Origin of the sequence: Alistipes sp. AM16-43 (genome assembly GCF_003435745.1) — a bacterium.
Taxonomy (GTDB): Bacteria; Bacteroidota; Bacteroidia; order Bacteroidales; family Rikenellaceae; genus Alistipes; species Alistipes onderdonkii.
The window spans coordinates 97,626-122,513 of the sequence record NZ_QTUQ01000004.1 but is presented as its reverse complement, the minus strand read 5'-3'; the positions used below and the strand labels follow the sequence as shown (position 1 = coordinate 122,513).

Sequence of the window (24,888 nt, the reverse complement as noted above, 5' to 3'; positions counted from 1 at the left end):
TTTATTAATGTCCGTAATTCTGGGTCATATTGGTCATTTCGGCCATCTGTGCCGCATTGATCGGGTGGAGATAGTCCTTGTCGCGGAATACGGCCGGGGCGCCGACGTAGTCGGTGTGTACGCGTTCGTAGGACTCTTCGTACGTGGTGGCGCTTACGTGCAGCGTCCAGTTCTCGCTCGGGTATTCTTCCTTGGCGATCATCCAGCGGCAGGCGTCGTAGTGGCGCATCGCTTCCAGTCCGAACTCTACCATGCGTTCTTTCTGGATGCACCAGCGGAGCAGCTCCTTGTTCCCTTTGATTTCGGGGTAAGCGACCTCGATCTTTTTCAGTCCGACACGTTCGCGCACCTTGTTCAGGTATTCGAGCGCTGCGGTCTCGTCGCGCTGGGGCTTTTCGTTGCAGGCCTCGGCGTAGTTGAGATAGATTTCCGCCAGGCGGAAGGCCGGATAAACCGTTTGCATCGAAGTGTAATCCTTGGCTTCGCGCAGCGACTTGTTGGTTTCGAGCAAACGGCGCCATACATAGCCTACGCGGGTGATACCGCCGCCTTCACCAGCATTCCACTTATTGGTGCAAGCATCGTTGTTGTAGCAGGTGAACTTGATATTCTCCGTCTTGTTGGGCCACCAGAAACCGTTGGGTACGAGGCAGGCGTAATAACGGGGATCGCGGTTGATACAACTGTTGTGGGCCTTGATGCCGTCGCCCCAGTCGATACCGGGCTGTTTGTACCCTTCGGTGAAGCCGGTGGCCTGATAACCCGATTGCGGGTCGACGATGGGTTTCGACATGTCGTTCTCACCCTGGTAGCCTGTCACGGGATAGCGTCCGGTCGTGTACATGGGATAGCTGTCTACCAATTTCAGCGAAGGTTGGATACCGCCGTATCCCTGGTAAACGACACCCGATGCGCCGCCGCTTGTCATGCCGGGCATGGCGCATGCCAGCAGACCTCCGGTGCCGCCAAGCCACGAATAACCGCCCGAGCGGCTCCACCAGCCCCAGATGGTCTCCTTGTTCCAGGGCTTCAGCCTTACGCCCTGATAAGAGGACATGTAACGCGTGAACTCATCGGTCTGTTCCGTATCCTTGTAGAGATCGTACAAACCGGTCTCAGCCAACTCGATCACATCCCAGGCTGCCTGTGCGGCTGCCTCCCATTTGGTCTCGTCTTTGCTCTGCGGGAAGAGGAATTCCCCGCGAATGTTCTGCATCTGGCCTTTGTAAAGGTCGCACCCGTTGTATAACGGCGATGCTGCGTAAAGCAGTATGCGCGATTTCAGCGCCAGGGCTGCACCGCGCGTAACACGGCCGGCCCACTGTTTGCCGTCGATACCGATGTCGTCGGTGCGTACCGGCAGGTCGTTCTTGATTGCGTCGAGCTCCCCGACCATGAAGTCGATGTTCTGCTGTACGGTGTGGCGGTCTACGCTCTTGGCGTCGATCGTCTCGTCGGCGATCTGGTCGCCCCAGATGAATACCGGGCCGTATTGGCGGAACAGCAGGAAGTAGTAGTAGGCGCGCAGGAAGCGGGCCTCGGCCTTCATATAGGCAACTGTCGTCGGGGTGTCTTCCTTGTCGAGGTCGATATATTTCAGGAAGATGGAGCACTGGTTGATGCCGATGTAGTAATCCGGCCAGTAATTGAAGTTGGTCGTGGCGCTACTGTAATTACCGGTTCTGAACTGGGTGTAGTAGACCCACTGGTACCACGAGAAGAGCGCTTCGTCGGAGCGTCCTACCGTCCAGCCGTGCATGCCTACGACCTCTTCTTCCTGGGGAATGTAGGAGTAAAGGTGGCTCAGGTATTTCTGGACTTCGGTTTTTTGCCGGAAAATATCCTCGATCTTGGCCTGGTCGTCCAGTTCCACGTCGAAGAACGACTCGCAGGAGGACAGCGTAAAGGCCAGTAAGAGGGCGGTTGCGAATATTCGTATTTTTTTCATAGCTTATCCTTTTTTAGAAGTTGACGTTTGCACCGATTGCAAAGGTACGTATAAGGGGGTATACATTACCGTAATTCGCATTTACCTCAGGATCCCAGAGCTTGAAATCGCTGAATGTAACCAGGTTCTTTCCCTGGATATAGAACCTGATCTTGGACAGGCCCCATTTCTTGGTCATGCTTTCGGGGAGTGTATAGCCGATCTCCGCGTCTTTCAGACGCAGGAAACTCATGTCGCGCTGCCAGTAGGTCGAAAGTTGCTGGTTGTTGTCCACCTTGTTGAGCGACAGACGGGGGTAGGGTGCGTTGGGATTCTGGTTGTCGAGCGTCCAGCGGTTCTTGGCCACATCCTCGAAAATCTGTCCCATGCGGAGGATCGTCGACGAAGCGCCGAAGAGGTTCTGGCCCTGGATGATGCGGGTCACGTGGCCCACGCCCGAGAAGAATACCGATACGTCGATGCCTTTCCATTTGAGGCTGGCGCCGAAACCGTAGTTGATCTCCGGTACGAGCGTATAGCCGATGGCCACCTTGTCGAAGGTGTTGACCACGCCGTCGCCGTTGACGTCGCGGTACTTGATGTCACCCGGGCGTACGGTACCGAAATCCTGCTTGGGCCAGTTGGCGATATCCTCTTCCGACTCGAACAGTCCTTCGGCAATCAGGCCGAACTGCTGGTTGTTGGCAAAGCCGGCGAGGTTCTGGTATTTCCAGATCTGGTCGGGTTTGTCGTCGTAGAGTTTCTTGTTGCGGTTGTAGGTGAAGTTACCGCGTGCCGATATGCTGAAATCCTTGTTGAAGCTGTGGTCGAATTCGAGCGACATGTCGAAACCCTGGTTCTTCATGCGGCCGAGGTTGACCCACTGCGCCGTTTTCGTGCCGACCACCGACGGGGTGGATTCGCGCTGGATGAAGATGCCTTCGCGTTTCTCATAGAAATAGTCCGCCTGGATCTTGATCTTGTTGAACAGCCCCAGTTCGATACCGACGTCGGCCTTCGTAGCCTCTTCCCAGGCAACGTCGGGATTGCCGTACTCGCCGGTCGAATAGCCGGGCAGGTAGGTTTGTCCCATGTCACCGAAAGTGAACCCGCCGGCATTGGTGTTCATGGTCGTGTTGTAGGCGAAGCGGCGGCTTCCGCCGATTTCGTCGTTACCGATCTTACCGTACGAGGCGCGGATCTTCAGGATGTTGATCTTGTCGCGCAGCGGCTCCCAGAATTTTTCGTTGCTGATCATGTATCCTACGGCGTAGGAGGGGAAGAAGCCGTAGCGCTTGCCGGGAGCGAAATTCTCCGAACCGTTGTAACCGAAGTTGAACTCGGCGAAATACTTGTCGCGGAAGGCATAGGTGAAACGTCCGGCGATACCCATGTTCTTAGTCGGGTAGGCGTCGATGTAATTGAGCGGCCTGTTCTTGGATTTGCTGCGTACCGAGTAGAGGAACATGCCGCTTACGCGGTGGTCTTCCGCGAAGAGGCGCTCATAGATAAGCGAGCCCTCGAAATTGATGGCCGTCGTACCCGAGGAGTCCGATGTTGCGAGCTTCATATAGTTACTGCCGTTGGGATTGGCAGCGGTCAGCATCAGTTCGCCGTTTTCATCGCGCCCGGTGGCGTAGTAGGTTACCGGGGACATTGCCCGCTCCAGGAGGGTCGCATTCTGGGCGTCCCATGCGAATTTCACATTGGCTTTCAGTCCGGGGGTAATGATGTCCGAGAAATCCTGCGTAAGCGACAACAGGGATTGCGCCACCATGGTGTTGTAACGTCTGTATCCGGTGTTGTTCAGCATGTTGTAGGGGTTGACCGAGCCCGACTCCTGCGGGATCGCCAGCATGCCGTTGGAATATACGGTCGGCGTAGCCACGGGGGTTACGTACATCGTATAGGCGTACAGGTCGTTCGTGCTCGTACATGGCGCGTTCTTGGTGGTATACTGCGTAGACAGCGAAAGACCCAGCTGCGTCGACTTGGTAATGTCGATGTCGATGTTCGAGCGGAAGCTGTACTTGTTGAAGTTCATCTGGGCATCGTAACGGTCATTGTCCGCGACATTGAACATACCGCCTTCCGTGTAGTAGGATGCCGAAACGTAGTAACGGATTTTCGGGGAGCCACCCGTGACGCTCGCGTGTACGCGCCCGGTCATGGCCAAGTCCTTGAAGATGGTGTTGACCCAGTCGACGTTCGGATAGAGGTCGGGGTCGCGGCCGCTCAGGTACATCTGGCGGGCATAGTCCGAAATCGGCATCTCGGTGCTGCCGCTGTCGCGGTAGAGTTCGTTGTAGTAGTCGATCCACTGCGAAGCGTTCGCCAGCTCGGGCAGCTGGACAGGCTGCGTAATGCCGAATTCGGCCTTGACGCGGATCTGGGGCGCCGTCATTTCGGTGCCTCGTTTGGTGGTGATCAGGATGATGCCATTCGCACCGCGCACACCGTAGAGGGCGGTCGCCGTTGCGTCCTTCAGGATGGAGAACGTGGCGATGTCGTCCGCGTCGACAAAGTCCATGTCGCGCTCGATACCGTCGACGAGCACCAGCGGGGTGGTTTTGGCACCGAACGTACTCTGTCCGCGGATCCAGAACTCGGCGCTCGATCCGGGTTCGCCCGTACGCTGCATTACGACGATACCCGCCAGTTTGCCGGCGAGGTTCGAGGAGAGCGAGCCGCTTGCCACTTCCAGTTCGCCGGCGTCGATGGTGTTGATGGCGCCGATGATACTCTCCTTGCGCTGTTTACCGTATGCGACTACGGTTACCGCCTCCAGTTCGGAAACCTTGCGCACCAGCTCGGTCACGATGTTGGTCTTCGTTCCGACGGGAATGCTCTGGGTTTCATAACCCAGGTACGAAATCTCGATTACATCGGTCGGCTTCACGTCGATCGAGAAAGTACCGTCATTACCCGTGATGACACCGCGGGTACTGCCCTTGACGATCACGGTGGCTCCCGGTACACCCGCCTTGGTCTCGTCCAGGACGCGTCCGGTCATCTTGACGTTCCCCCCCCCTTGCGGGGCGGTAACAGACGATTCCAGGCTGCTTGCGGAATACACAAATTCGGGATTTGCGCTCAATTCCGTAACCGATATAAGCCCCAGTATCAACACGAATGACCGGAGCATTATTTTACAAAAGAGCTTTTGTATAGTCATTGTCATATTTCCTCATTTATAATTACTTAATGTAGATTTGTACGGTTCGGGCGTCGGTCGGGCGCCGCAGGCCCGTACGTGTTGGATTGATCCTTGCTTGGCTAGAAGCACTTTGGATTAGTGTTTTCAGGAAGTCAATAGTTCGGGTCTCGTCTGTTTTACCATAGGCATGTTTTAGTTTTTAGGTATGGTGAATAATTAGTCGGTTTTATAATTCGTCTGCCGATACGGCCGTCAATGCCGAAAGAACTTGATACACGACAACATACGGCCTGTGTGGTACTTTCTTTTCTGTGAAATTCAGTTAAAAGTATTCATTATCCGGTAACAAATATAACAATAAAATTATTATCATTACTATTTTTGATAAGTTTTTTTACTTTAATGCGGTGCGGTGCGATTTGCCTGTTGGCGAATTTGTATATATAATTTATTGATTATCAATATTTTGTTCCTTGCTTTCGAACCGTGATTTTTTTTGAAAAACTAATATCCTTTTTATCAGGCACTTGGCTTCTGGGCACTGGCTTAGGCTGGTCTTTGTTCTTAAGATTGTGTAATACAATATTTTATATTTTTATATTTCGCTTGTTCCCGAATTGTTCCTGACGGATAATAATTGCATGCCCTGATTTTTGCCGCTTCAATGATTTGAAAAGTTTTTTACTGTTCCTGGGCTTGTAAGTAAAATATTTTTGCTTATTTTTGTCCTGTAAACTTTCGGGCTTACCGGCTAACAAGGTATACCTATGTATATTATATTTGCCGTTTATGCCCGCATCCGGCTACGCCGGCCGTACCGCATGGAACTGCGCTGAGTTGAAAATTCAATAAAATACCCGGAATAAATGATGATTAAAAATTGTTGTATGCTGGTGGCGGGCCTCCTGCTACACACGCAAATATTCGCACAGGATAAAACGGCCGCAAGCCGTACAGGCGAGGACTACACCCTGTCGAACGGTGCGGTCGAGGCCGTTTTCAGCGGGAGCGGAAGCTTCGACATCGAGAAACTGGTGCTCAACGGGAAACAGGTCGTCGCGGCAGGCAAGAACGAAACGCCGTGGATCCTGATATACAAAGGTTCCCAGGGAGAAAACCCGGAGTTGAAACCCGAACATGCCGTTTACCGTGGGGTGCAGGTGCGCGATGACGCCCATGCCAAAACTTTGGTGTTCACGTGGGAGCTGACGCTGGACTACTCGCCGGTGAAATATCCCGTGCGGATGTACGTGACGCTTCCCGACGGCGGCGAGCTGCTGCAATGGAACATAGAGGCCGACCTGCCCGCCGGGTGGCTGGTCACGGATCTGAAATTCCCCAATGTCGTGATCGAACGCCCCGAAGACGGCAGGATCATCACCACCGAAGGCTGGGGCGTCGAGAAGCCGCTCGACATCGCCACGTTCGAAGCCCGTTACCCGTCGCATGCCTCCGCCATGCAGTTCCTCGTGGTACACAATGCCGAGGGTGCGTTCTATTACGGGACGGAAGACCGCCGCGGCTGCGGAAAGACCTATTCGGCGCAGTGTACGCCGACGACGGTTGCGTTCAGCGATGCCATCCCCGCCTCGGCCGGGTGGATCGCGGACGGGACGTTCCGCCTGCCGTGGATCTCGGTCACGGGTTTCACGCCGAAGGGTTGGGAAGATGCCGTTGTCAGGTGGTACCGTCCGTTTACCTTCACGACCGAGTGGGGTCGTAAGCCGCTCGCCTTGCGCAATATCCCGCAGTGGTGTTACGATGCCGACGCGTGGGTGCGTGCCAAGCATGTGACCGACCGGACGTACGATGCCGTCCGGCGTGCCGCCCGGTATTTCGGGCAAGGGCTGGGGGTGCACTGGTATTTCTGGCATCATTACCCCTACGATACCCACTATCCCGATTACCTGCCCGCACAGGAGCGTTTCGCAGGGATGGTGCGGAGCGCCCAGTCTTTGGGGGCGCGTGTGACGCCCTATATCAACGGCCGGCTCTGGGATCCGGCGGCCGACAGCTATAAGCGCGACCGCGGTTACGACGCGTCGTGCCGTAAACCCGACGGGTCGCTCTATACCGAGATTTACCCCACGTCGAAAGTCCTCAATACGGTGACCTGCCCCTCGACGGATATCTGGCACCGGAAGATCATCGGGCTGGTGGACAGCCTGCAACACGCGATCGGGGTGAACGGAATCTATATCGACCAGATCGCTGCCGCCGCGCCCGAACCCTGTTGGAACGAGGCGCACGGCCACCCGGTCGGGGGCGGCGATTTCTGGTACGACGGCTACCGCAGGCTTATCGGCGAGATCCGCGCACACCACCTGCTCGAGGACAGGATCCTGACCAGCGAGGAGAATGCCGAGTGCTATATCGACCTGTTCGACATGCTGCTGGTCGTCAATACGCCCCATGAGGAGGACAACTGCATCATCCGGCCGGTGTTCCCGATGGTCTATTCCGACCGTGCCGTCACCAGCGCCTTCACCTATACGCCGAGCGAGGCGGATAAGATGTCGCTGGGCGACTTCCGTTACGAACTGGCGAAGGCATTGTTGTGGGGTTCGCAGATCGGGTGGGTCGACCCCGTCCCGCTGATGTCGGAACAGGCCGTCAGCGAGGCGCGTTTCATGAAGACGCTCATGGATTTCCGCCGCAGCCTGCACGATGTCGTGTACGGCGGCCTCTTCATCCGCGAGCTCACCCCGGCGGGCGACAATCCCATCGTGAAGATCCCCGGGTTCGGCGATGACGCGTCGGTGCTGGCCGCCGAGTGGCGGAAGCCGGACGGCCGCAAGGTCTATATCGTTGTCAATATGGATGAAAAAAAACATAAGGTTTCGTTACCCGGCGTGGACAAGCCCTTCGAGGTGGCGGGTGCGTCCTGCAAGCGTATTGATTTGTAACGGGTAACGATGTCCGGGCAGGGCCCGGACAGGTTGGGTAGGAGAGGGTGCCCGGCGTAACGCACGCCGGGCACCCTTGTTTTGCAGGGGGGCTTGCCCGCCGGAATCCGCGTGATCGACCGCAACCGCATCGTCTTCGCAAGGAGTATATCCCTGTCTGCGGGAATTACAGGCGGCTGTTCCGTGATTTCCTCGCGGCGCGTTCCCCGATGCCCGGGACGAGCAGAGAACCGCGGGTTTATTCCATGTAAGTCATGACGTTGCCGCTGATCTGCTGCAACGATATTTCACAAACCTTCGTATTGTATTTGGCCGTGAGGATGCGCTCTTCGGCATCGAGCAGGCTCTTCTGCGCTTCGCGCATCTCGATGCCCGGCAGGTCGCCCAGCAGGTAACGTTCCATGGCGATCTCGTAGTTCTCCTTGGCGGCGATCAGGTTCTCCTTTTCCAGTTGGATCACCTCGAGGTTGTTGCGGTAGGCCTGCCAGAAGTTCGACAGGTTGGCACGCAGCGACTGCTCGAGCCTTTCGCGCGTGAGCTGCGCATTTTCCACGTCGATGCGGGCGTTGCGCTGCTCCCGGCGGCGGTTGCCGTCGAAGATCGTGATGCCGAGTTTCACCCCGGCGTTCAGTCCCAGCGTTCCGCGCGACCGGGTCGTCCCGTTCCCGAAACGGTTGTAGGTGTAACCGTATCCCGTCGTCAGGTTCAGGTAGGGGTAGTTGCGCGCCTGCACGGTTTTCAGGTCGAGTTCGGCCAGCACATTGTCATGCCCTGCCAGCAGCAGCGAGGCATTCGTGTCGAGCGTCTGCGCCAGCAGCTCCTCCCATTTGAGCTCGCCGTTGACCTCGATCACCGAGTCGCGGATGCAGAGCATTTCGTTGACGTCCTTGTTGGCCAGCAGTTCGTTGATGCGGATGCGCGAAGCCGAAACCAGCTCCTGCTGGGACATGTATTTCGAACTGTCGGCATTGAAGTCCACGCGTGCCTGCAACAGGTCGAGGCGCGAGAAATTGCCGACGCTGACCCGCGCTTCGGTGATGCGCAGCCGCTCGCGCGAAAGCGCCACGGCATAGCGGAAATTCTGCAGGCGCAGCGTTTGCTGGACATAATTGTAGTATTCGGCCGTCAGGCTGGCTACGAAGTCCTCGATCGTGATGCGGGTGCGGACAGTGCCCATCTCCTGCATCTCTTTGAGCTTTTTGTAGTTGGTGCGGATGCGGAATCCGTCGAAAATCGTCCAGTTGAGGTTGATCCCGGCGTTGAACGTCTGGTCGTAGATGCCGTTGTCCGACCATGCGTCCCCTTCGCGCGGTGTGGTGCGCTCGTTGTCCAGCGCCCCCGAATAACCCGCCTCGAAGTCGATCGTCGGCACCATGCCGGCATTTGCCGCCGTGGCATTGTTGTCGCTGATGCGCTCCTCATTGCGCACGATGCGTATGTCGTAGTTGTTTTCCAACCCTATTTCCAGGCACTTGCGGAGGGTCAGCTCCTCCTGTGCCGCCGCCGTTGCGAAAATCCCCGCGGCCAGGGCCGATAAAATCACTCGTTTCATTGGGCTTCCTTATTTCTGTTTCTTACTCCGGTCTGTCGATACGTAGCTGTATATTGCCGGGACGATGTAGAGCGTCAGCAGGGTGGATACCACCATACCGCCCACTACGGCGATACCCATGGCGATACGTCCGTTGGCACCTTCGCCCGTGGCGACGGTCAGCGGCAGCAGGCCGAGGATGGTCGAGGCGCTCGTCATCAGGATCGGGCGCAGGCGTTGCAGCGAGGCTTCCTCGATGGCGTGCAGTTTGTCGATTCCCGCTTCCTGCTTCTGGTTGGCGAACTCCACGATCAGGATGCCGTTCTTGGCCACCAGGCCGATGAGCATGATGATGCCGATCTGGCTGAAGATGTTCATCGTCTGCCCGTTGGCGGCCATGAACACCAGTGCCCCCGCAATGGCCAGCGGCACGGTGAGCATGATGACCAGCGGGTCTTTGAAGCTCTCGAACTGTGCCGCGAGGATCAGGTAGATCAGCAGGATGGCCAGCAGGAAGGCGAACATCAGGCTCGACGAACTTTCACGGAACTCCTTCGAGTCGCCGGCCAGCGCCGTGCGGAAATCGTCGCCGAGCGTTTCGGCGGCGATGCGATCCATTTCGTCGAGCCCCTGCCCGATGGTCTTGCCCTTCGCCAGCCCGGCCGATACGGTCGCCGAGAGGAACCGGTTGTAGTGGTACAATTGCGGCGGGGCGACGTTCTCTTCCAGTGCGATCAGGTTGTCCAGCTGGATCATCTCGCCCTTGTCGCTGCGTACGTAGATCGACCGCAGGTCGGCGGGCTTATTGCGTTGCTGGCGGTTGATCTCGGCCAGTATCTCGTATTGCTTGCCGTTCATGTAGAAGTAACCCATACGCTGGCCGCTCAAGCCGTACTGGAGCGTCTGGGCTATGTCGCGCGTCGAGACGCCCAGCAGGTTCGACTTGTCGCGGTTGATGATGATGCGCGCTTCGGGCTTGCTGAATTTCAGGTCGACGTCGGCCATCTGGAACACGGGGCTTTCGTAGACCTTGCGCATGAATTCGGGCAGCACTTCCTGCAACCGTTCGATGCCGGTGGCCTGCAGGACGTATTGCACGGGCATGTTGCCGCGGCGGCCGCCGAAGGTGCTCTGCTGCTGCACGAAGGCGCGGGCCTTGGTCTTGGTACGCACGGCCGCCGAAAGCTCCTCGGCGATCTCCATCTGCGAACGTTTGCGTTCCGAGATGTCGGTCAGGGCGATGCGGACGTTGCCCGAGCCGCTCGATACGCGTGCCGTGACCGACTGGGCCTCCGGCACGAGCGAATCGACCAGGCGGTTGATGTCCTCGGTGTAGTCGCGCAGGTATTCGTAGGTGGCGCCTTCCGACCCGCGGGTATTGATCGAAATCTGCGAACGGTCTTCGAGCGGCGCCATTTCCGCCGGGATGGCCCGCCACAGCCAGCCGATCAGTCCGACCATCAGGGCGATGAGCGGCAATGCCACCCAGCGCCGCCGCAGGAACCCGGCCAGCGTGCGCTGGTAAAAGTTGTTCATTCCCACGAAGAAGGGCTCGGTCTTGCTGTAAAACCAGCTCTTGCGCTCCTGCCGCACCAGCAGTTTGGTCGCCAGCATCGGGGTGATGGTCAGCGCAGCGAAGGTCGAGATGACCACCGCGCCCGAGATCACCATGCTGAATTCGCGGAACAGGCGGCCGGTCATGCCCTCCATGAAGACGATCGGGAAGAACACGGCGATCAGCGTGACCGACGTCGAGATGACGGCGAAGAAGATCTCCTTGGCGCCTTCGATGCCGGCCTCCTTGGGCGTCATGCCGCGTTCGATGCGGATGTAGATGTTCTCGGTCATCACGATGGCATCGTCGACCACCAGCCCGACCGAGAGCACCACGGCCAGCATCGACAGCACGTTGATCGAGAACCCGGCGACGTACATCAGGAAGAACGTGCCGATGAGCGAGACCGGGATCACGATGCACGGGATGAGCGTCACGCGCCAGTTGCGCAGGAAGAGGAAGATGATGATGATGACCAGGATGAAGGCCTCGTAGACGGTCTGTCGCACCTCGTCGATCGAGGCGCGGATGAAGCGCGTGTTGTCGAACCCGTAGGAGGTCACCACGTCGTCCGGCAGGTCTTTCTTCATCGTCTCCATGCGCTGGTAAACCGCATCGGCGATGTCGATGTGGTTGGCTCCCGGCTGGGGGATCACCACGACGCCCACCATCGGGATGCCGTTCATCTTCATGTAGCTGCGCGTATCCTGGGGGCCCAGTTCGGCGCGTCCCACGTCGCTCAGGCGGATGATGCGGTTGGAGGCTTCGCGTACGACCAGGTCGTTGAACTCCTGCGTGGTGTGCATCAGCCCCATCGTGCGGATCGTCAGCTCGGTGGTGTTGCCTTCGATGCTGCCCGAGGGAAGCTCTACGTTTTCGCGGTCGAGGGCGTTCTTGATGTCCACGGGCGTAATGCCGTATCCGGCCATCTTGGCCGGGTCGAGCCACAGGCGCATCGAGTAGCGTTTCTCACCCCATATCTGCACGCCGCTGACGTTGTTGATCGTCTGCAGCTGCTCCTTGACCGTCAGGTCGGCGATCTCGCTCAGTTCCAGCAGCGAACGTTTGTCGCTCTGGATGGTTACCATCAGGATCGGCGTGGCGTCGGCATCGGCTTTGGTGACCGTCGGAGGGTCGCAGTCGCGGGGCAGGTAGCGCTGGGCGCGCGACACTTTGTCGCGCACGTCGTTGGCCGCGGTTTCCAGGTCTACCGAGAGTTCGAATTCGACCGTGATGCGGCTCTGTCCCTGGCTGCTGACGCTCGACATCGAGCGGATGCCCGGGATGCCGTTTATGTTCTGTTCGAGCGGCTCGGTGATCTGGTTCTCGATCACATCGGCATTGGCTCCCGGATAGGAGCACGTCACCGAGATGATGGGGTTGTCGACACTCGGGTATTCGCGTACGCCGAGGTAGCTGTACCCGATGAAACCGAATAGCAGGATGATGATCGTCAGCACCGATGCCATTACCGGCCGCCGGATGCTCAGTTCGGAAATATTCATGCGGCGGCGGTTTTATTCGACGGTGTCGAGTTTTACGGGGAGCCCTTCACGCAGCTGGAGCGTGCCGGAAACGATCAGCGTGTCGCCCGGGGACAGTCCCTCGACAACCTGTATCCGCGATTCCGTCCTCAGCCCGGTTTTTATGGCTACGGCGTGGGCTTTGCCGCCCTTGTAGAGGAATACCTTGTCCACGCCCATCTCGGGGACGACGGCCTGGGTCGGGATGGCGATGGCGTCGGGGATGTCGTGCATCCGGATCTTTACGCTTACGAAGCGTCCGGGCAGCAGCCTGCCCCGCGTATTGGGGTAGTGCGCACGCACCGAGAAATAGTGAGTATTCGGGTCGATCTTCGACTCGGTGGCATATACCTCGGCGTGGAACGTCTCGTTGTACCCCTCGACCGTGAACGTGAGGCGCGTCCCGGGTTTTATCTGGCTGGCGTAGCGCTCCGGGACGGAGAGGTCGATCTTCAGCGGTTTGATTTTGGTCAGCTTGGCCACCACGACGCTCGGCGAGGCATAGGCGCCTTCGCTGACGTTGCGCAGGCCGATCACGCCGTCGAACGGGGCGTGCAGCTCCGTGAGCGCGATGTTCGAACGCACGATGTCGATATCGGCGTTGAGCATCGCCAGTTCGGTGCGTGCCTGTTCGTAGGCTTCCTGGCTGACGGCGTCCTTTTCGAGCAGGGCACTCTGGCGGTAAACACGGTCTTCGGCCAGTTTGAGCTGCGCTTCGTAGCGCGACAGCTGTGCCAGCAGCGGTTTGTCGTTGACTTTGGCCAGCAATTCGCCCTTGCGGACGGTTGAGCCTTCCTGGAAGTTGATCGAGACGATCTTGCCCGAGGTCTCGAACGAGAGGTCTACCTCCTCGTCGGGGAGCAGGCTGCCCACCGAGGTGATTCCGTCCGTGAGGGTTTGCGGCCGCACGACGAGCCCGTTGACGTTCAGGACGCTATTTTTCCGGGGTATGCTGATTGCTGCCGGGTCGGGGGCGGACGAACTGCCGCGGTAGTGGTTGTAAACGAACAGCCCAGCACAGAATACTACGAGGATGACGGACGTGATGATCCATTTCTTTTTTTTCATACCGGAGAGGTTGTCTTTAATGAGGGATATGCAAAGATACGAAAAAACCCGCTATGCCTCCGCTGCCGAAAGGTACAATTGCATCCGTTTGTCGTAAAAACGGGGCCGGTTGCGGGTTCGTGTATGCCCGTATCCGGCGAAACGGTAAAAAACGCCGGCGAAACGACCGGCACCCGCCGGATTCCCGCACCGTCGGAAAGCAATACCTACATGTTATTATTCTGTCCCGAAAATTACCTAAAACAGGGAATTGCCCGGGCTCGGCGGCCACCTTAACTTTGCCACTGCAAACAAAATAAACGGAGAGCCTATGCGTCTTGGAATTTTACTGTTTACTTCTATTTTATTACTGGCGGGTATTACCCTGCATGCGCAGGAAGCTGTGACCGCCCCCGCCCCTGTCCCCATCCCCGAATCTGCGGCTGCGGCCGATTCGGCTGCCAATGCCAGGCTGAAGGCACAGCTGAAAGCCGAACTCCTGTCGGAGATCCGTGCCGAGCTCTCTTCCGAAGTGAAGACCGCCGTCAGCAAAGAGGCCGACAAACCCTCACGGCTGACCGTAGGCGGGTACGGCGAAGCCGTCATGACGCGCAATTTTTTCAGCGACAACTACCTGCGTTATATCAGCCCCGACAAGTACAAGAATGACAAAAGCCACGGCCGCTTCGACCTCCCGCACGTGGTCATCTACCTGGGCTACGATTTCGGGCGCGGCTGGTCGATGGGCACCGAGATCGAATTCGAGCACGGCGGCACGGAGAGCGCCTTCGAAACCGAATTCGAGGAGGGCGGCGAGTATGAGTCGGAGATCGAACGCGGCGGCGAGGTCGCCCTCGAACAGTTCTGGCTCCAGAAAAGCTTCAGCCCGGTCTTCAACCTGCGCCTGGGGCATATGATCGTGCCCGTCGGCGGAACCAACCAGCACCACATGCCCACCGAGTTCTTCGGGGTCTACCGTCCCGAGGGCGAGAATACGATCCTGCCCTGCACATGGCACGAAACGGGCATCAGCCTCTGGGGACGTGCCGGTGACTGGCGTTACGAGGTGATGTTCTTGCCGGGACTGGATTCCGACCGGTTCGGCGACAACGGTTGGGTCAGCGGCGGTGCCGGAAGCCCCTACGAATTCAAGATCGCCAATGCCTATGCCGGGGCGTTCCGCATCGACAACTACTCCGTCCCGGGCTTGCGCCTGAGCCTGAGCGGCTATGCGGGCAACAGTTTCAGCAATACCCTGAGTGCCAACCGTACCGGTACTGACAGATACAAGGACGTGAAGGGTACGGTGATGATCGGCGCCTTCGATTTCCTCTACGATGCCCATAACTGGATCGTTCGCGGTAACTTCGACTACGGGCACCTGACCAATTCGGACAAGATTTCCCAGTTCAACCGCGATATGCCCAACGCATCGCCCTCGCCCAAACAATATGTGGGTTCGGACGCCATCGCCACGGGGGTGGAAGCCGGTTACGACATCTTCTCGCAGATACGCAGGCTCAAGGAGAGGGGACACCGCTTCTACGTCTTCGGCCGCTATGAGTTCTACGATTCGATGTTCGATACCGCCAAGTCGGTAATCCGCCAGGACTGGTGCGGCCGCCAGCGGGTAGCCGTCGGGTTCAACTATTACCCGATCAGGAACATTGTCATCAAGGCCGAGTACGGCATCGGCCTGCTCCGGTCGTACGACTACACCGACTCCGCCACCGGGGAGGCCCGCACGGGGCGTTTCAACAATGAGCCCTCCCTTTCGCTGGGGATCGCCTATTCCGGCTTTTTCAGACGTTAACCAAATCATAATGAGAATATGAAAAATCTGTTCAAAAATTCCGTTTATGCAGCCGCGGCACTCGTCCTGGCGCTCGGGGCCGCATCGTGCAGCGACAGCGACGGCGATTACACGTTTGCCGACGAGCGTGAAGAGGCGCTCAGGGATGCTGCCGTAGATTTCGTCGACAATAACGTGATTCCGACCTATAAGGCCCTGGCTGACGGGAGCATCGCCTTGCAGGAGGATTGCGAGGCCATGCTGGCGGCTTTCGACGCGGGAACCCTTACGACCCCGCTGGTGCAGGCCGCCTGCAACGACTGGATCACCACGCGCAAGCACTGGGAGCTCAGCGAGGCCTACCTTTACGGCGCTGCGGCCGATTACGACATCGACCCGCATATCGACTCCTGGCCGCTGGACGGCACGGCGCTTCAGAACCTGCTGAACAACAACAGTATGATGGCCGAGATCGAGAGGAATCCCGATTATGTCAGCGCCAATCTGGGTTACGGCCTGCTCGGGTTCCATGCGTTGGAATACATGCTCTTCGAGAATGCGGGCCCCCGCGCCCTCGGCAAATACACCCGTCCCCAGCTGGTATACCTGGTCGGTGTGGCCAACGATCTGTGCAACATGTGCGTACGCCTCGAAGCTTCGTGGGCGGGGCTGGACAATGTCACCGAAGAGAAGCAGACGATCCTGGGCGATGCCGAACTGGAGCCGACCTTCGACTACGGCGCTTCGATGCGCAATTCGGGGAAGGGCGGCAGCAAGTACCGCAACTATAAGGATGCCGCCGAGGAGATCATCCAGGGCTGCATCGACATCGCCACTGAGGTCGGCTCGCAGAAGATCGGCCGTCCGGCCAACGGAACCAGCTCCGAGGATATCAATTACATCGAGTCGCCTTACAGCCAGAATTCGAAGACCGATTTCATCGACAACATCATCAGCATCCGGAACACCTATCAGGGCATGACCTCCGGCGACGCTTCGGTGAGCGACTGGATCGAGGTGGTAGCCCCCGTCCTCGATACGGAGGTTCGCAATGCGATTTCCACGGCGATCGAAAAGATCGAGGCCTGCCCGGCCCCGTTCGTCGACAACCGTACGGCACAGGCATGGAAGGATGCCGCCACCTATTGCAATAACGACCTTGTGAACGCGCTTACGAAGGCGCTGACGGCACTGTCGGTCGAAAAATAACCATTTTTCAGCAATGAAAAAGCACTTGATTTACAGCCTGTTCATGTCGGCAGCCCTGATGGCTGCCGCGTGCGCTGATGACAAGGGGACGGATCCCGCCCCCGATCCGAATCCCGACCCTGTTCCCGAGGAGTATTACGCCGGCGGCAAGCTCGGCACGGCTTTCAACACCACGTCGGTGGCCTACGAGCAGCCTACGCCGGTCGTCGATGACGACGCCGCGATGACGCAGCGTTTCCTGAACGGCGAGGCACTGTTCGAAAAACCCTTCACGGCCAACTCGTCGGGTGTGCGCTACGGCCTCGGGCCGCTCTATATCCGCACCTCGTGCCTGCACTGCCACCCGGGCTACGGCCACGGCAAGCGTATCGAAGGCGCGTTCAACACCAACCAGATCGGCAACGGCTATCTGCTGGTCATCACCGACGAGGACGACAATTACCTGACATCGCTCACCGGTATGCCGCAAACGCGGGCCGTGGCGCCGTTCAAAGCCCCGATCGACGAATCGAAGATCATGATCGGCTGGCAGGAGTATACCGACGAGTGGGGCAATAAGTTTCCCGACGGCGAGTCTTACAGCCTGATCTATCCCGAAGTGACGATCCCCGAGGACGCCTATTACGTGCCGCTGATCGGCGCCAAGGGCGAGGTGCCCTATGCCAAGGTGCGCGTGCGCCTCGAATCGACCATCGGCATCTACGGTACGGGCTTGCTGGATGCCATTTCAGACAGCGACCTGAAAGCCGAGTACGTTCGCCAGGAGCAGAACGGCGTGCCGCTCAATCCCGCGATCTTCAGGAACGGCGAGTGGGTCAAGACCTATGGGACGACCACCCATCCGCTGCGCTATACCTATGCCCTGAGCCGCGGCCCGTTGCAGGATGCGGCGGGTGCCAATGCCATCTGGAACATTACCAACGTGACCCGCTCCGACCGCCGCTACCACTACATGACCGCTGCTTATGCCGAAGTAGCGTCGAAGGACGCCGATGTGCAGCGGGATTTCTACACGCTTTTCCCGGCGTGGAACAAAACGGGCGACGTCGCGCAGGATATTTACGACTATCTGATGAACAAGGAACTGCCTGTCGAGATGAGCGATGAGGACTATGTCGACTTTATGGTCTGGCACCGCGGTCTGGCCGTACCGGCGGCGCGTAACCTCGACGATGCGGACGTCAAACGCGGCAAGGCGCTCTTCACCGAGATCGGCTGTGCCACCTGCCACCGTCCGACCTGGACGACGGGCGACGATGTCTTTACCGACCCCAACGGTTTCTTTGCCGACGGCGACAGCCGCCTGCCGCGTTATCCTAATCAGAAGATCTGGCCCTACTCCGACATGGTGCAGCACCGGCTCTTCATGGTGAACGACATCCGCACGGGCTGGTGCCGTACGACGCCGCTCTGGGGCCGCGGCCTGAGCGAGAAGTGCACGGGCGCCAGCGACCGCCTGCACGATTGCCGTGCGCGGACGGTCATCGAGGCTATCATGTGGCATGGCGCGGCGCAGAGCGACGCCCGCTGGTCGGTCGAGAAGTTCCGCACGCTGAGCAAGGACGACCGCGACGCGGTGGTCGAATTCATCGAATCCATCTAACCCTTCCCGGATATGTGCGAAGCGCCGGTGCCCCGTGCATCGGCCTTTGCCGTGTCCGGACGATGCATTCACACACGAACGAACGGATGAAACTGTTGAAACTGTTGAAACGCCTTGCCTTCGGGCTGCTCGGAGCCGTGATGGCGGTGCTCGTTACGGCCACGGTACTTGAAAAGATATACGGTACGGATTTCGCCGCTGCGCATATCTACGGCGCGGGCTGGTTCGCCGCGCTTTGGGGTGCCCTCACCCTCGCGGCGCTGGCCTGCCTGTTCCGCCGGAAATTGTGGCGGAGGCCCGCCGTCCTGTTGCTGCACCTCTCTTTCGCGGTCATCCTCGCGGGGGCTTCCGTGACATGGCTCTTCGGCCGGCAGGGGACGTTGCACCTGCGCACGGGCGATCCCGGGGCGACCGCATTCGCCGGCCGTGACGGTTCGGAGCAAATACTGCCCTTCCGGGCCCGGCTGGACGATTTCCGCATCGAGTATTATGCCGGCACCCGTGCGCCGATGGATTTCGTCAGCCTTCTCACCCTGACGGCCGACGACGGGTCGCTGCACGGTGAAGTCGGCATGAACCGCATCCTGGTTTTCCGGAATTATCGGTTCTACCAGTCCGCCTATGACGAGGACGGACGGGGTACGACCCTTTCCGTTTCGTATGATCCGTGGGGCATCGGCATCACCTATGCCGGGTACGGGCTGCTGCTCGTTTCCATGCTGGCGTTCCTGTGCGACAGGCGCGGGGGTTTCAGGCGGTTGCTGCGCAGCCCTGCGCTCCGCAAGGCGGCGCTGTGCCTTGTCCTCTGTACGGCGGCCGTACAGGGTGCCCGGGCGGCTGACACCTTGCCGCAGACGCTTCCGCGCGAGGTCGCCGCGGAATTGGGCGACCTGTATGTCTACTACAACGACCGTATCTGTCCGTTGCAGACCCTGGCTAAGGATTTTACGGTGAAACTCTGCGGGAAGAGCCGCTACCGGGGACTTACGCCCGAGCAGGTGCTTTCCGGCTGGCTGTTCTATTACGACGACTGGAAACGCGAACCGATGATCCGCATCAGGAGTGCCGGGGCACGCCGCCTGCTGGAGGTCGGCGGGCGTTATGCGCGGCTGTCGGATTTCCGCAACCGGGTCAACGAATACCGGCTCGAAGGGGCTGCCGGGCGTCCGGCGGGCGAGGCCGATGAGAAATTCAACATCATCGGGATGGTCTGCACGGGCAGTATGCTGCGGATTTTTCCCTATACCGACCCTTCGGACAGCCTGCTGCGCTGGGCGTCGCAGGTCGACGGCCTGCCGCGGGAGCTGCCTCACGGGCAGGCGCTCTTTATCGGCCGGGCCATGAACTACGTCAGCGAACTGGTCGTAAAACGGGATTGGGCGGGGGTCGCAGGGGTGTTGCGCAAGATCCGCAGCTACCAGCAGAAGGAGGGCGGAGCGCATATGCCTTCCGGGCTGCGTTTCCGTGCCGAAAAACTCTATAACCGGCTCGATTGGTCGCTGCCGCTCGCCGCGGCATTCATCCTGATCGGGATCGGAGGATTCCTCGATGCCTGCCGCCGGATGGTGCGCGGGCGGGCTTTCGGGGCGAAAACCCGGGGCTGGCTCCTTGCGGGCGTTGCCGCCGGAGGACTGTATCTTACGCTGATGCTGGCGCTGCGGGGCTATGTCAGCGGCCACTGGCCTGTTTCGAACGGCTATGAAACGATGCGCTTCATGGCATGGTGTACGTTGCTGCTCACGCTGCTCTTCGCCCGCCGCTTCCTGTTCCTGCTGCCTTTCGGTTACCTGATCGCCGGGCTGTCGCTGATGGTTTCGATGATGGGGGAGTCGAACCCTCAGATCACGCAGCTGATGCCGGTTCTCGACTCGCCGCTGCTCTGCATCCATGTGATGCTGGTCATGGTGGCCTATGCGTTGCTGGCGTTCGTCATGTTCGGCGGCGTGGCAGGGGTCGTCCTGCACCGCCGCGCCCGCGGGGCGGCCGCGCAGCTGCAGGCCGTCAGCCGGCTGATGCTCTATCCGGCCGTCTTCTGCCTCGCCGCCGGTATCTTCGTCGGCGCCGTCTGGGCCAATGTGTCGTGGGGACGCTACTGGGGCTGGGATCCCAAGGAGGTGTGGGCGCTCGTTACGCTGCTGGTTTATGCGCTGCCCCTGCATGCCGGTTCCCTGCCGTGGTTTCGCCGGCCGTTGTTTTTCCATTGGTTCTGCATCGCGGCGTTCCTCTCGGTGCTGGTCACCTATTTCGGGGTCAATTTCCTGTTGGGCGGCATGCACAGTTATGCCGGATAGGGGAGCGGCGGCCCGGGGCGGGATGCCCCTTCCGTGCGTCCCGGTCGTCCCTATCGTATGGCGGAACCGTCATTGCGCAGCCGAGCGGTAAACCGTTCCGGCAGCCGGGGCATGGCGCCGTGCTGCGAGCAGACGTGGGCCGCGACATCCACGGCCAGCCTGTGTGCTTCCCCGATGCCGAGCCCCGAGAGCAGGGCGGCCAGGAACGATGCCGTGAACGAGTCCCCTGCGCCGACCGTGTCGGCCACTTCGACCCGCGGCGTGGGGATATATGACCGGGTGTCGGGGGCGAATACCGAACTCCCGGCGGCACCGCAGGTGAGGATTACGATCCGCAACCCGTACCTGTCGAGCAGCGTGCGGCACTGCTCCCCGGGCTGCATCCCCTCCATGCCGAACATGCTGCCGACCACGGCCAGCTCCTCGTCGTTTATCTTCAGGATGTTGCACTTTCGCAGCGACTCTTCGACCACCTGCTGCGTGTAGAAGTGCTGCCGCAGGTTGATGTCGAAGACCTTGTATTGTCCCTCGCCGTCGGGCATCGTTTCCAGGAAACGCCCGATCGTGCGGTGCGATACGGGGCTGCGCTGTGCCAGCGACCCGAAGCAGGCTGCACGGGTGTGCCGGGCGAGCTCCTCGATCTGCGGGGTGAACGGGATGTTGTCCCAGGCTACGCCCTGCCGGATCTCGTAGCTGGGGATGCCCGCCCCGTCGAGCGTGACTTCGACCGTCCCGGTCGGGAACGGCACCGTTTCCAGCATATGTCCCACCCTTTTTTCGCGGAGCTGGTTGCGGAGTTCGCGTCCCGCCTCGTCGTCGCCGACGGCGCTGACCGCGCAGCTGTGCAGCCCGAACTGCGACATGTGGTAGGCGAAGTTCGCGGGGGCGCCGCCGATCTTCCGCCCTTCGGGCAGTATGTCCCAGAGTGCTTCGCCGATTCCGACGACCCACTCTGTCTTGCGGTTTGCTTCGGTATTCATGGTCGTTTGCGTTTGCTGCGAAGTTAACGGTTTTGCTCGATATTTTTCCGCTTGTGCGGTGTTTTTCTGCATGGGGCGAGGCATTTGGCCGTAATTTTCGTAGCATCGGGCCTGTCGTGCCGGGGCGCTTACCCATGGCGGGACGGACGAATTATGCCCGGAAAGTTTGTATTGAACGGCTTTTGTCTTATTTTTGTCTGACACAAAACCCGAAACCATGATGCTGCGAACCCTTCCCGCCCGATCCGGCTTCCTGTGGGTGCTTCTGGCGTGCATTTTCCTCGCAGGATGTACGCGGCACCCGAAATACTCGCTCCAGACCGAAGCGGCGCTGGAACGGCTGGATGCGGAACTTTCCCGCAAGGATCGTTACCAGCAGTGGCGGCAGGCGCAGAACGACAGTCTGCGCCGGGAGGTGGCGCGTGCCCGCAACGCCGGCGACCGGGCGTGGCGCCTGTTCGCCGTGTCGCAGAATTACGTGACCTACCAACTGGATTCGGCGGCTTATTACGTCGACCGCCTTTACCGGCTGGCAGCCTCTGCCGGGTCGGGGGATATCCGCCGCATCGCCCTGCTTGCCGACATCGACGTCTGGCTGGGCCGCGGGCAGCTGGGGCTTGCCGAAGAACTTTTCCGCAGGATAGACACTGCCGGTATGTCCCCTTCGGAGTATGCCGCATGGCATTCGCGCTACTCCTCGATCGCTGCCCGGCGTGCGGCCGAAGCCGAGGACGGGGCTTCGCGGTCGGCATGGCGCGATACGGTGATGCGTGTCAGGCACATGTCCGTGCCCGGGCAGTCGGAGTGGACGCAGGCGCGGATCGCCGCCGCCGCTCTGCGCGACAGCGGCCGCTTCGCCGAGGCCGTACAGTTGCTCGAGCCCTATACGGCCAGGAATCCCGACTACCAGGAGCTGGCGCTTCTCTATTACGGCCTCGCAGGCATCGCGCGGGCGTGGGGCGACGACGACCTGCGGCTTTATTACTTGGCCGAATCGTCCGTCGCCGACCTGCGTGCCGGCACCCGTTCCTATGCCTCGCTGTACGACCTTGCGCTGCTGCTGTTCGACCGCAAGGATTACGACCGTGCGGCAGCCTATATGGGCAGCGCGTCCGATGACGCCATGCACTGCCGGTCGATGGTGCGCATACCGGTCTCCTCTTCCGCGGCCGTCAAGATCAGCGAGGCCATCTCCTCGAACATCGCCCAAAGGCAGGCCATGATGACCACGACGATCTGGTTGGCCGGTGTCTTCCTGGTCGTCCTCATCGGTATCCTCTGGTGCGTGCTGTGGCAGCACCGCCGCCTGCGCGGCAACCACCGGCAGCTGATCGACATGAGCGCCCAGTTACAGGCGAAGAACGACGAGATGCAGGCCAAGAACGACCATATCCGCGAGATCAACGGCGCGCTGGTCGACTCCAACCGGATCAAAGACCGTTACGTCTGCCACTATATCGACCTTTCCGTCCATTACATCAAGCAGATCGACACTTTCCGCCGCGAGGTCTGCCGCGTCGCCCGCAACAAGGGCGTCGACGAACTGGTGCGCTGGCTGAACACCTCGCAGGCCGTCAGCGGCGAATATGCGAAGTTCTACCAGTCGTTCGATTCCTCGTTCCTCGACATCTTCCCGCAATTCATCGAACAGGTCAATGCCCTCCTGCAGCCCGAGTCGCATTTTGCGCCCCGCGCCGACGCATCGCTGACCACCGAGCTGCGGATTCTGGCGGCCATCCGGCTCGGGATTACCGACAGCGGACACATCGCTTCGCTGCTCAACTGTGCTTCGGCGACGGTCTATACCTACCGCACCAAACTCCGCAATGCGGCGCTGGATCGGGACAATTTCGAGCAGCAGGTGTCGCGGATCGGTCTCTGATCTTTCGGATAGTCTATATAATCCGGGGTGTGGATTCGGTTTTTAAAACCCTGATATGTAATGCTATATAGATTGTCAAACCTCTATATAGTTCTATACGTGCGCTGGAATAATCATAAATAATAGGTATTTTTGTCCTAACCCCGGCCACGGAACCATTTAACCAATCATAAATTATGCTGACTAAAACTTATTTTCGCAGAAAGCTCGCGCAAGCGTGCGGGCTGGGACTCGTGCTCTGCGCTGCCGCTGCATGTGCGCCGCAACAGAATGTGCTGACCAAAGAGGAGATTGCCGACGGCTGGCAGCTGTTGTTCGACGGCAAGACGCTCGACCAGTGGAAGGACTACAACGGCGAAGAGCTGACCATGCCGTGGCATGTCGTCGACGGCTGCATCCAGGCCAAGGGCGACGGCAGCGACCTGGCAGGCTACATCGTTACGAAGAAACAGTACGAAAACTTCATCCTCGACTGGGACTGGAAACTCTCCCACGGAGGGAACAGCGGTATGATCTACCACGTGGTCGAAGACCCCTATTTCAAGGTACCCTACGTAACCGGCCCCGAATACCAGCTGATCGACAACGAGGGCTGGGAAGAGGTCAATGCCCCCAACAAACTCGAAGAGTGGCAGAAACTGGGCGTGGACTACGCCATGCACCTGCCCGATCCCGATTCGCTGTTCGTCAACCCGCAGGGCGAGTGGAACTCGTCGCGCATCGTCTTCGACAACGGCCATGTCGAGCACTGGCTCAACGGCCACAAGATCCTCGAATTCGAAGCCTGGACGGACGACTGGTTCGCCCGCAAGCACAGCGGCAAATGGGAGACCGCACCCGAATACGGCCTTGCGCGCCGCGGTGTGATCTGCCTGCAGGATCACGGTTCGCCCGCTTCGTTCCGCAACCTGAAGATCAAGGAGCTGCCCCGCAAGGCCGGCCGCGAGGTCGAGCTGTTCAACGGCAAAGACCTGACGGGCTGGGAGGCCTACGGCACGGAGAAGTGGTATGTCGACAAGGACGGCAACATGGTTTGCGAGAGCGGCCCCGACAAGGAGTACGGCTACCTTGCCACGCGCGAATATTATAACGATTTCGACCTGACGCTCGAATTCAAGCAGCTGGCCAACGGTAACTCGGGCGTCTTTTTCCGCTCGTTCGTCGAGCCTCCCGTGAAAGTCCACGGCTGGCAGTGCGAAGTGGCCCCCAAGGGCTTCGATACGGCCGGTATCTACGAGTCCTACGGCCGCGGCTGGCTGGTTCAGATCCCCGACGAGAAGGAGGACATCCTGCGGGAGGGCGAGTGGAATACGCTGCGCCTGAAAGTCCAGGGCGACCGCGTGCAGACGTGGCTCAACGGCGAAGAGATGGTCGACATCACCGATGCCAGGATCGGCGCCGCACAGGGGCGCATCGCCCTGCAGATCCACGACGGCGGCGGGATCAAGGTGCTCTGGCGCAATTTCCGTCTGACAACCTTATAAT

Annotated in this window: 13 protein-coding genes; 7 read left to right on the top strand and 6 right to left on the bottom strand. The window is 59.4% G+C overall.

Annotated features, from left to right (window positions below; translation table 11 throughout):
- Nucleotides 1–4: 4 nt before the first annotated feature.
- On the bottom strand, nt 5–1,948 hold the full coding sequence (locus tag DW189_RS09025) for a RagB/SusD family nutrient uptake outer membrane protein (RefSeq protein WP_117507662.1): 1,944 nt from the start codon (nt 1,946–1,948) through the stop codon (nt 5–7).
- Nucleotides 1,949–1,961: 13 nt separating this feature from the next.
- The gene (locus tag DW189_RS09020) at nt 1,962–4,940 is read right to left on the bottom strand and encodes a SusC/RagA family TonB-linked outer membrane protein (protein WP_141417821.1); all 2,979 of its coding nucleotides are present in this window, start codon (nt 4,938–4,940) and stop codon (nt 1,962–1,964) included.
- Between the two features lie 1,010 nt (nt 4,941–5,950).
- Here DW189_RS09020 and DW189_RS09015 point away from each other — a divergent pair.
- On the top strand, nt 5,951–7,990 hold the full coding sequence (locus DW189_RS09015) for a DUF6259 domain-containing protein (RefSeq protein ID WP_232045440.1): 2,040 nt from the start codon (nt 5,951–5,953) through the stop codon (nt 7,988–7,990).
- 238 nt (nt 7,991–8,228) lie between these two features.
- Here DW189_RS09015 and DW189_RS09010 read toward each other — a convergent pair whose 3' ends face one another.
- From DW189_RS09010 to DW189_RS09000, 3 genes are read right to left on the bottom strand one after another with little or no spacing between them, the layout of a single operon-like run.
- Complete coding sequence (locus DW189_RS09010) at nt 8,229–9,542, bottom strand: TolC family protein (protein WP_022333904.1); 1,314 nt, start codon at nt 9,540–9,542, stop codon at nt 8,229–8,231.
- A 9-nt stretch (nt 9,543–9,551) separates the two neighbouring features.
- Entirely contained in the window at nt 9,552–12,581 is a 3,030-nt protein-coding gene (locus tag DW189_RS09005) for an efflux RND transporter permease subunit (protein WP_117507656.1), read from the bottom strand.
- A 12-nt stretch (nt 12,582–12,593) separates the two neighbouring features.
- A complete protein-coding gene (locus DW189_RS09000; protein ID WP_117507654.1) occupies nt 12,594–13,667 on the bottom strand; it encodes an efflux RND transporter periplasmic adaptor subunit in 1,074 nt (357 codons plus the stop codon).
- 310 nt (nt 13,668–13,977) lie between these two features.
- On the opposite strand from DW189_RS09000, the gene DW189_RS08995 reads away from it, so the two are divergent.
- The 4 genes from DW189_RS08995 (at nt 13,978) to ccsA (ending at nt 20,541) form a co-directional block, all read left to right on the top strand.
- The gene (locus DW189_RS08995; RefSeq protein WP_259295437.1) at nt 13,978–15,459 is read left to right on the top strand and encodes a hypothetical protein; all 1,482 of its coding nucleotides are present in this window, start codon (nt 13,978–13,980) and stop codon (nt 15,457–15,459) included.
- Between the two features lie 18 nt (nt 15,460–15,477).
- On the top strand, nt 15,478–16,647 hold the full coding sequence (locus DW189_RS08990) for an imelysin family protein (RefSeq protein WP_117507650.1): 1,170 nt from the start codon (nt 15,478–15,480) through the stop codon (nt 16,645–16,647).
- A 13-nt stretch (nt 16,648–16,660) separates the two neighbouring features.
- Nucleotides 16,661–18,250, top strand: a complete 1,590-nt coding sequence (locus DW189_RS08985) for a di-heme oxidoredictase family protein (RefSeq protein ID WP_117507648.1) — start codon at nt 16,661–16,663, stop codon at nt 18,248–18,250.
- Between the two features lie 86 nt (nt 18,251–18,336).
- On the top strand, nt 18,337–20,541 hold the full coding sequence (ccsA, locus tag DW189_RS08980) for a cytochrome c biogenesis protein CcsA (protein ID WP_117507646.1): 2,205 nt from the start codon (nt 18,337–18,339) through the stop codon (nt 20,539–20,541).
- Between the two features lie 50 nt (nt 20,542–20,591).
- Here the strand turns inward: ccsA and DW189_RS08975 are convergent, their stop codons facing one another.
- A complete protein-coding gene (locus DW189_RS08975; RefSeq protein WP_409012330.1) occupies nt 20,592–21,404 on the bottom strand; it encodes a carbohydrate kinase family protein in 813 nt (270 codons plus the stop codon).
- Between the two features lie 334 nt (nt 21,405–21,738).
- Between DW189_RS08975 and DW189_RS08970 the strand changes: the two genes are divergently transcribed.
- Nucleotides 21,739–23,403 carry a DUF6377 domain-containing protein gene (locus tag DW189_RS08970; protein ID WP_018696205.1) on the top strand — a complete coding sequence of 555 codons (1,665 nt, stop codon included), beginning with the start codon at nt 21,739–21,741 and terminating at the stop codon, nt 23,401–23,403.
- 176 nt (nt 23,404–23,579) lie between these two features.
- Nucleotides 23,580–24,887 (top strand): DUF1080 domain-containing protein, encoded by a 1,308-nt coding sequence (locus DW189_RS08965; RefSeq protein WP_018696204.1) that lies wholly within the window; start codon nt 23,580–23,582, stop codon nt 24,885–24,887.
- Nucleotide 24,888: the final 1 nt, after the last annotated feature.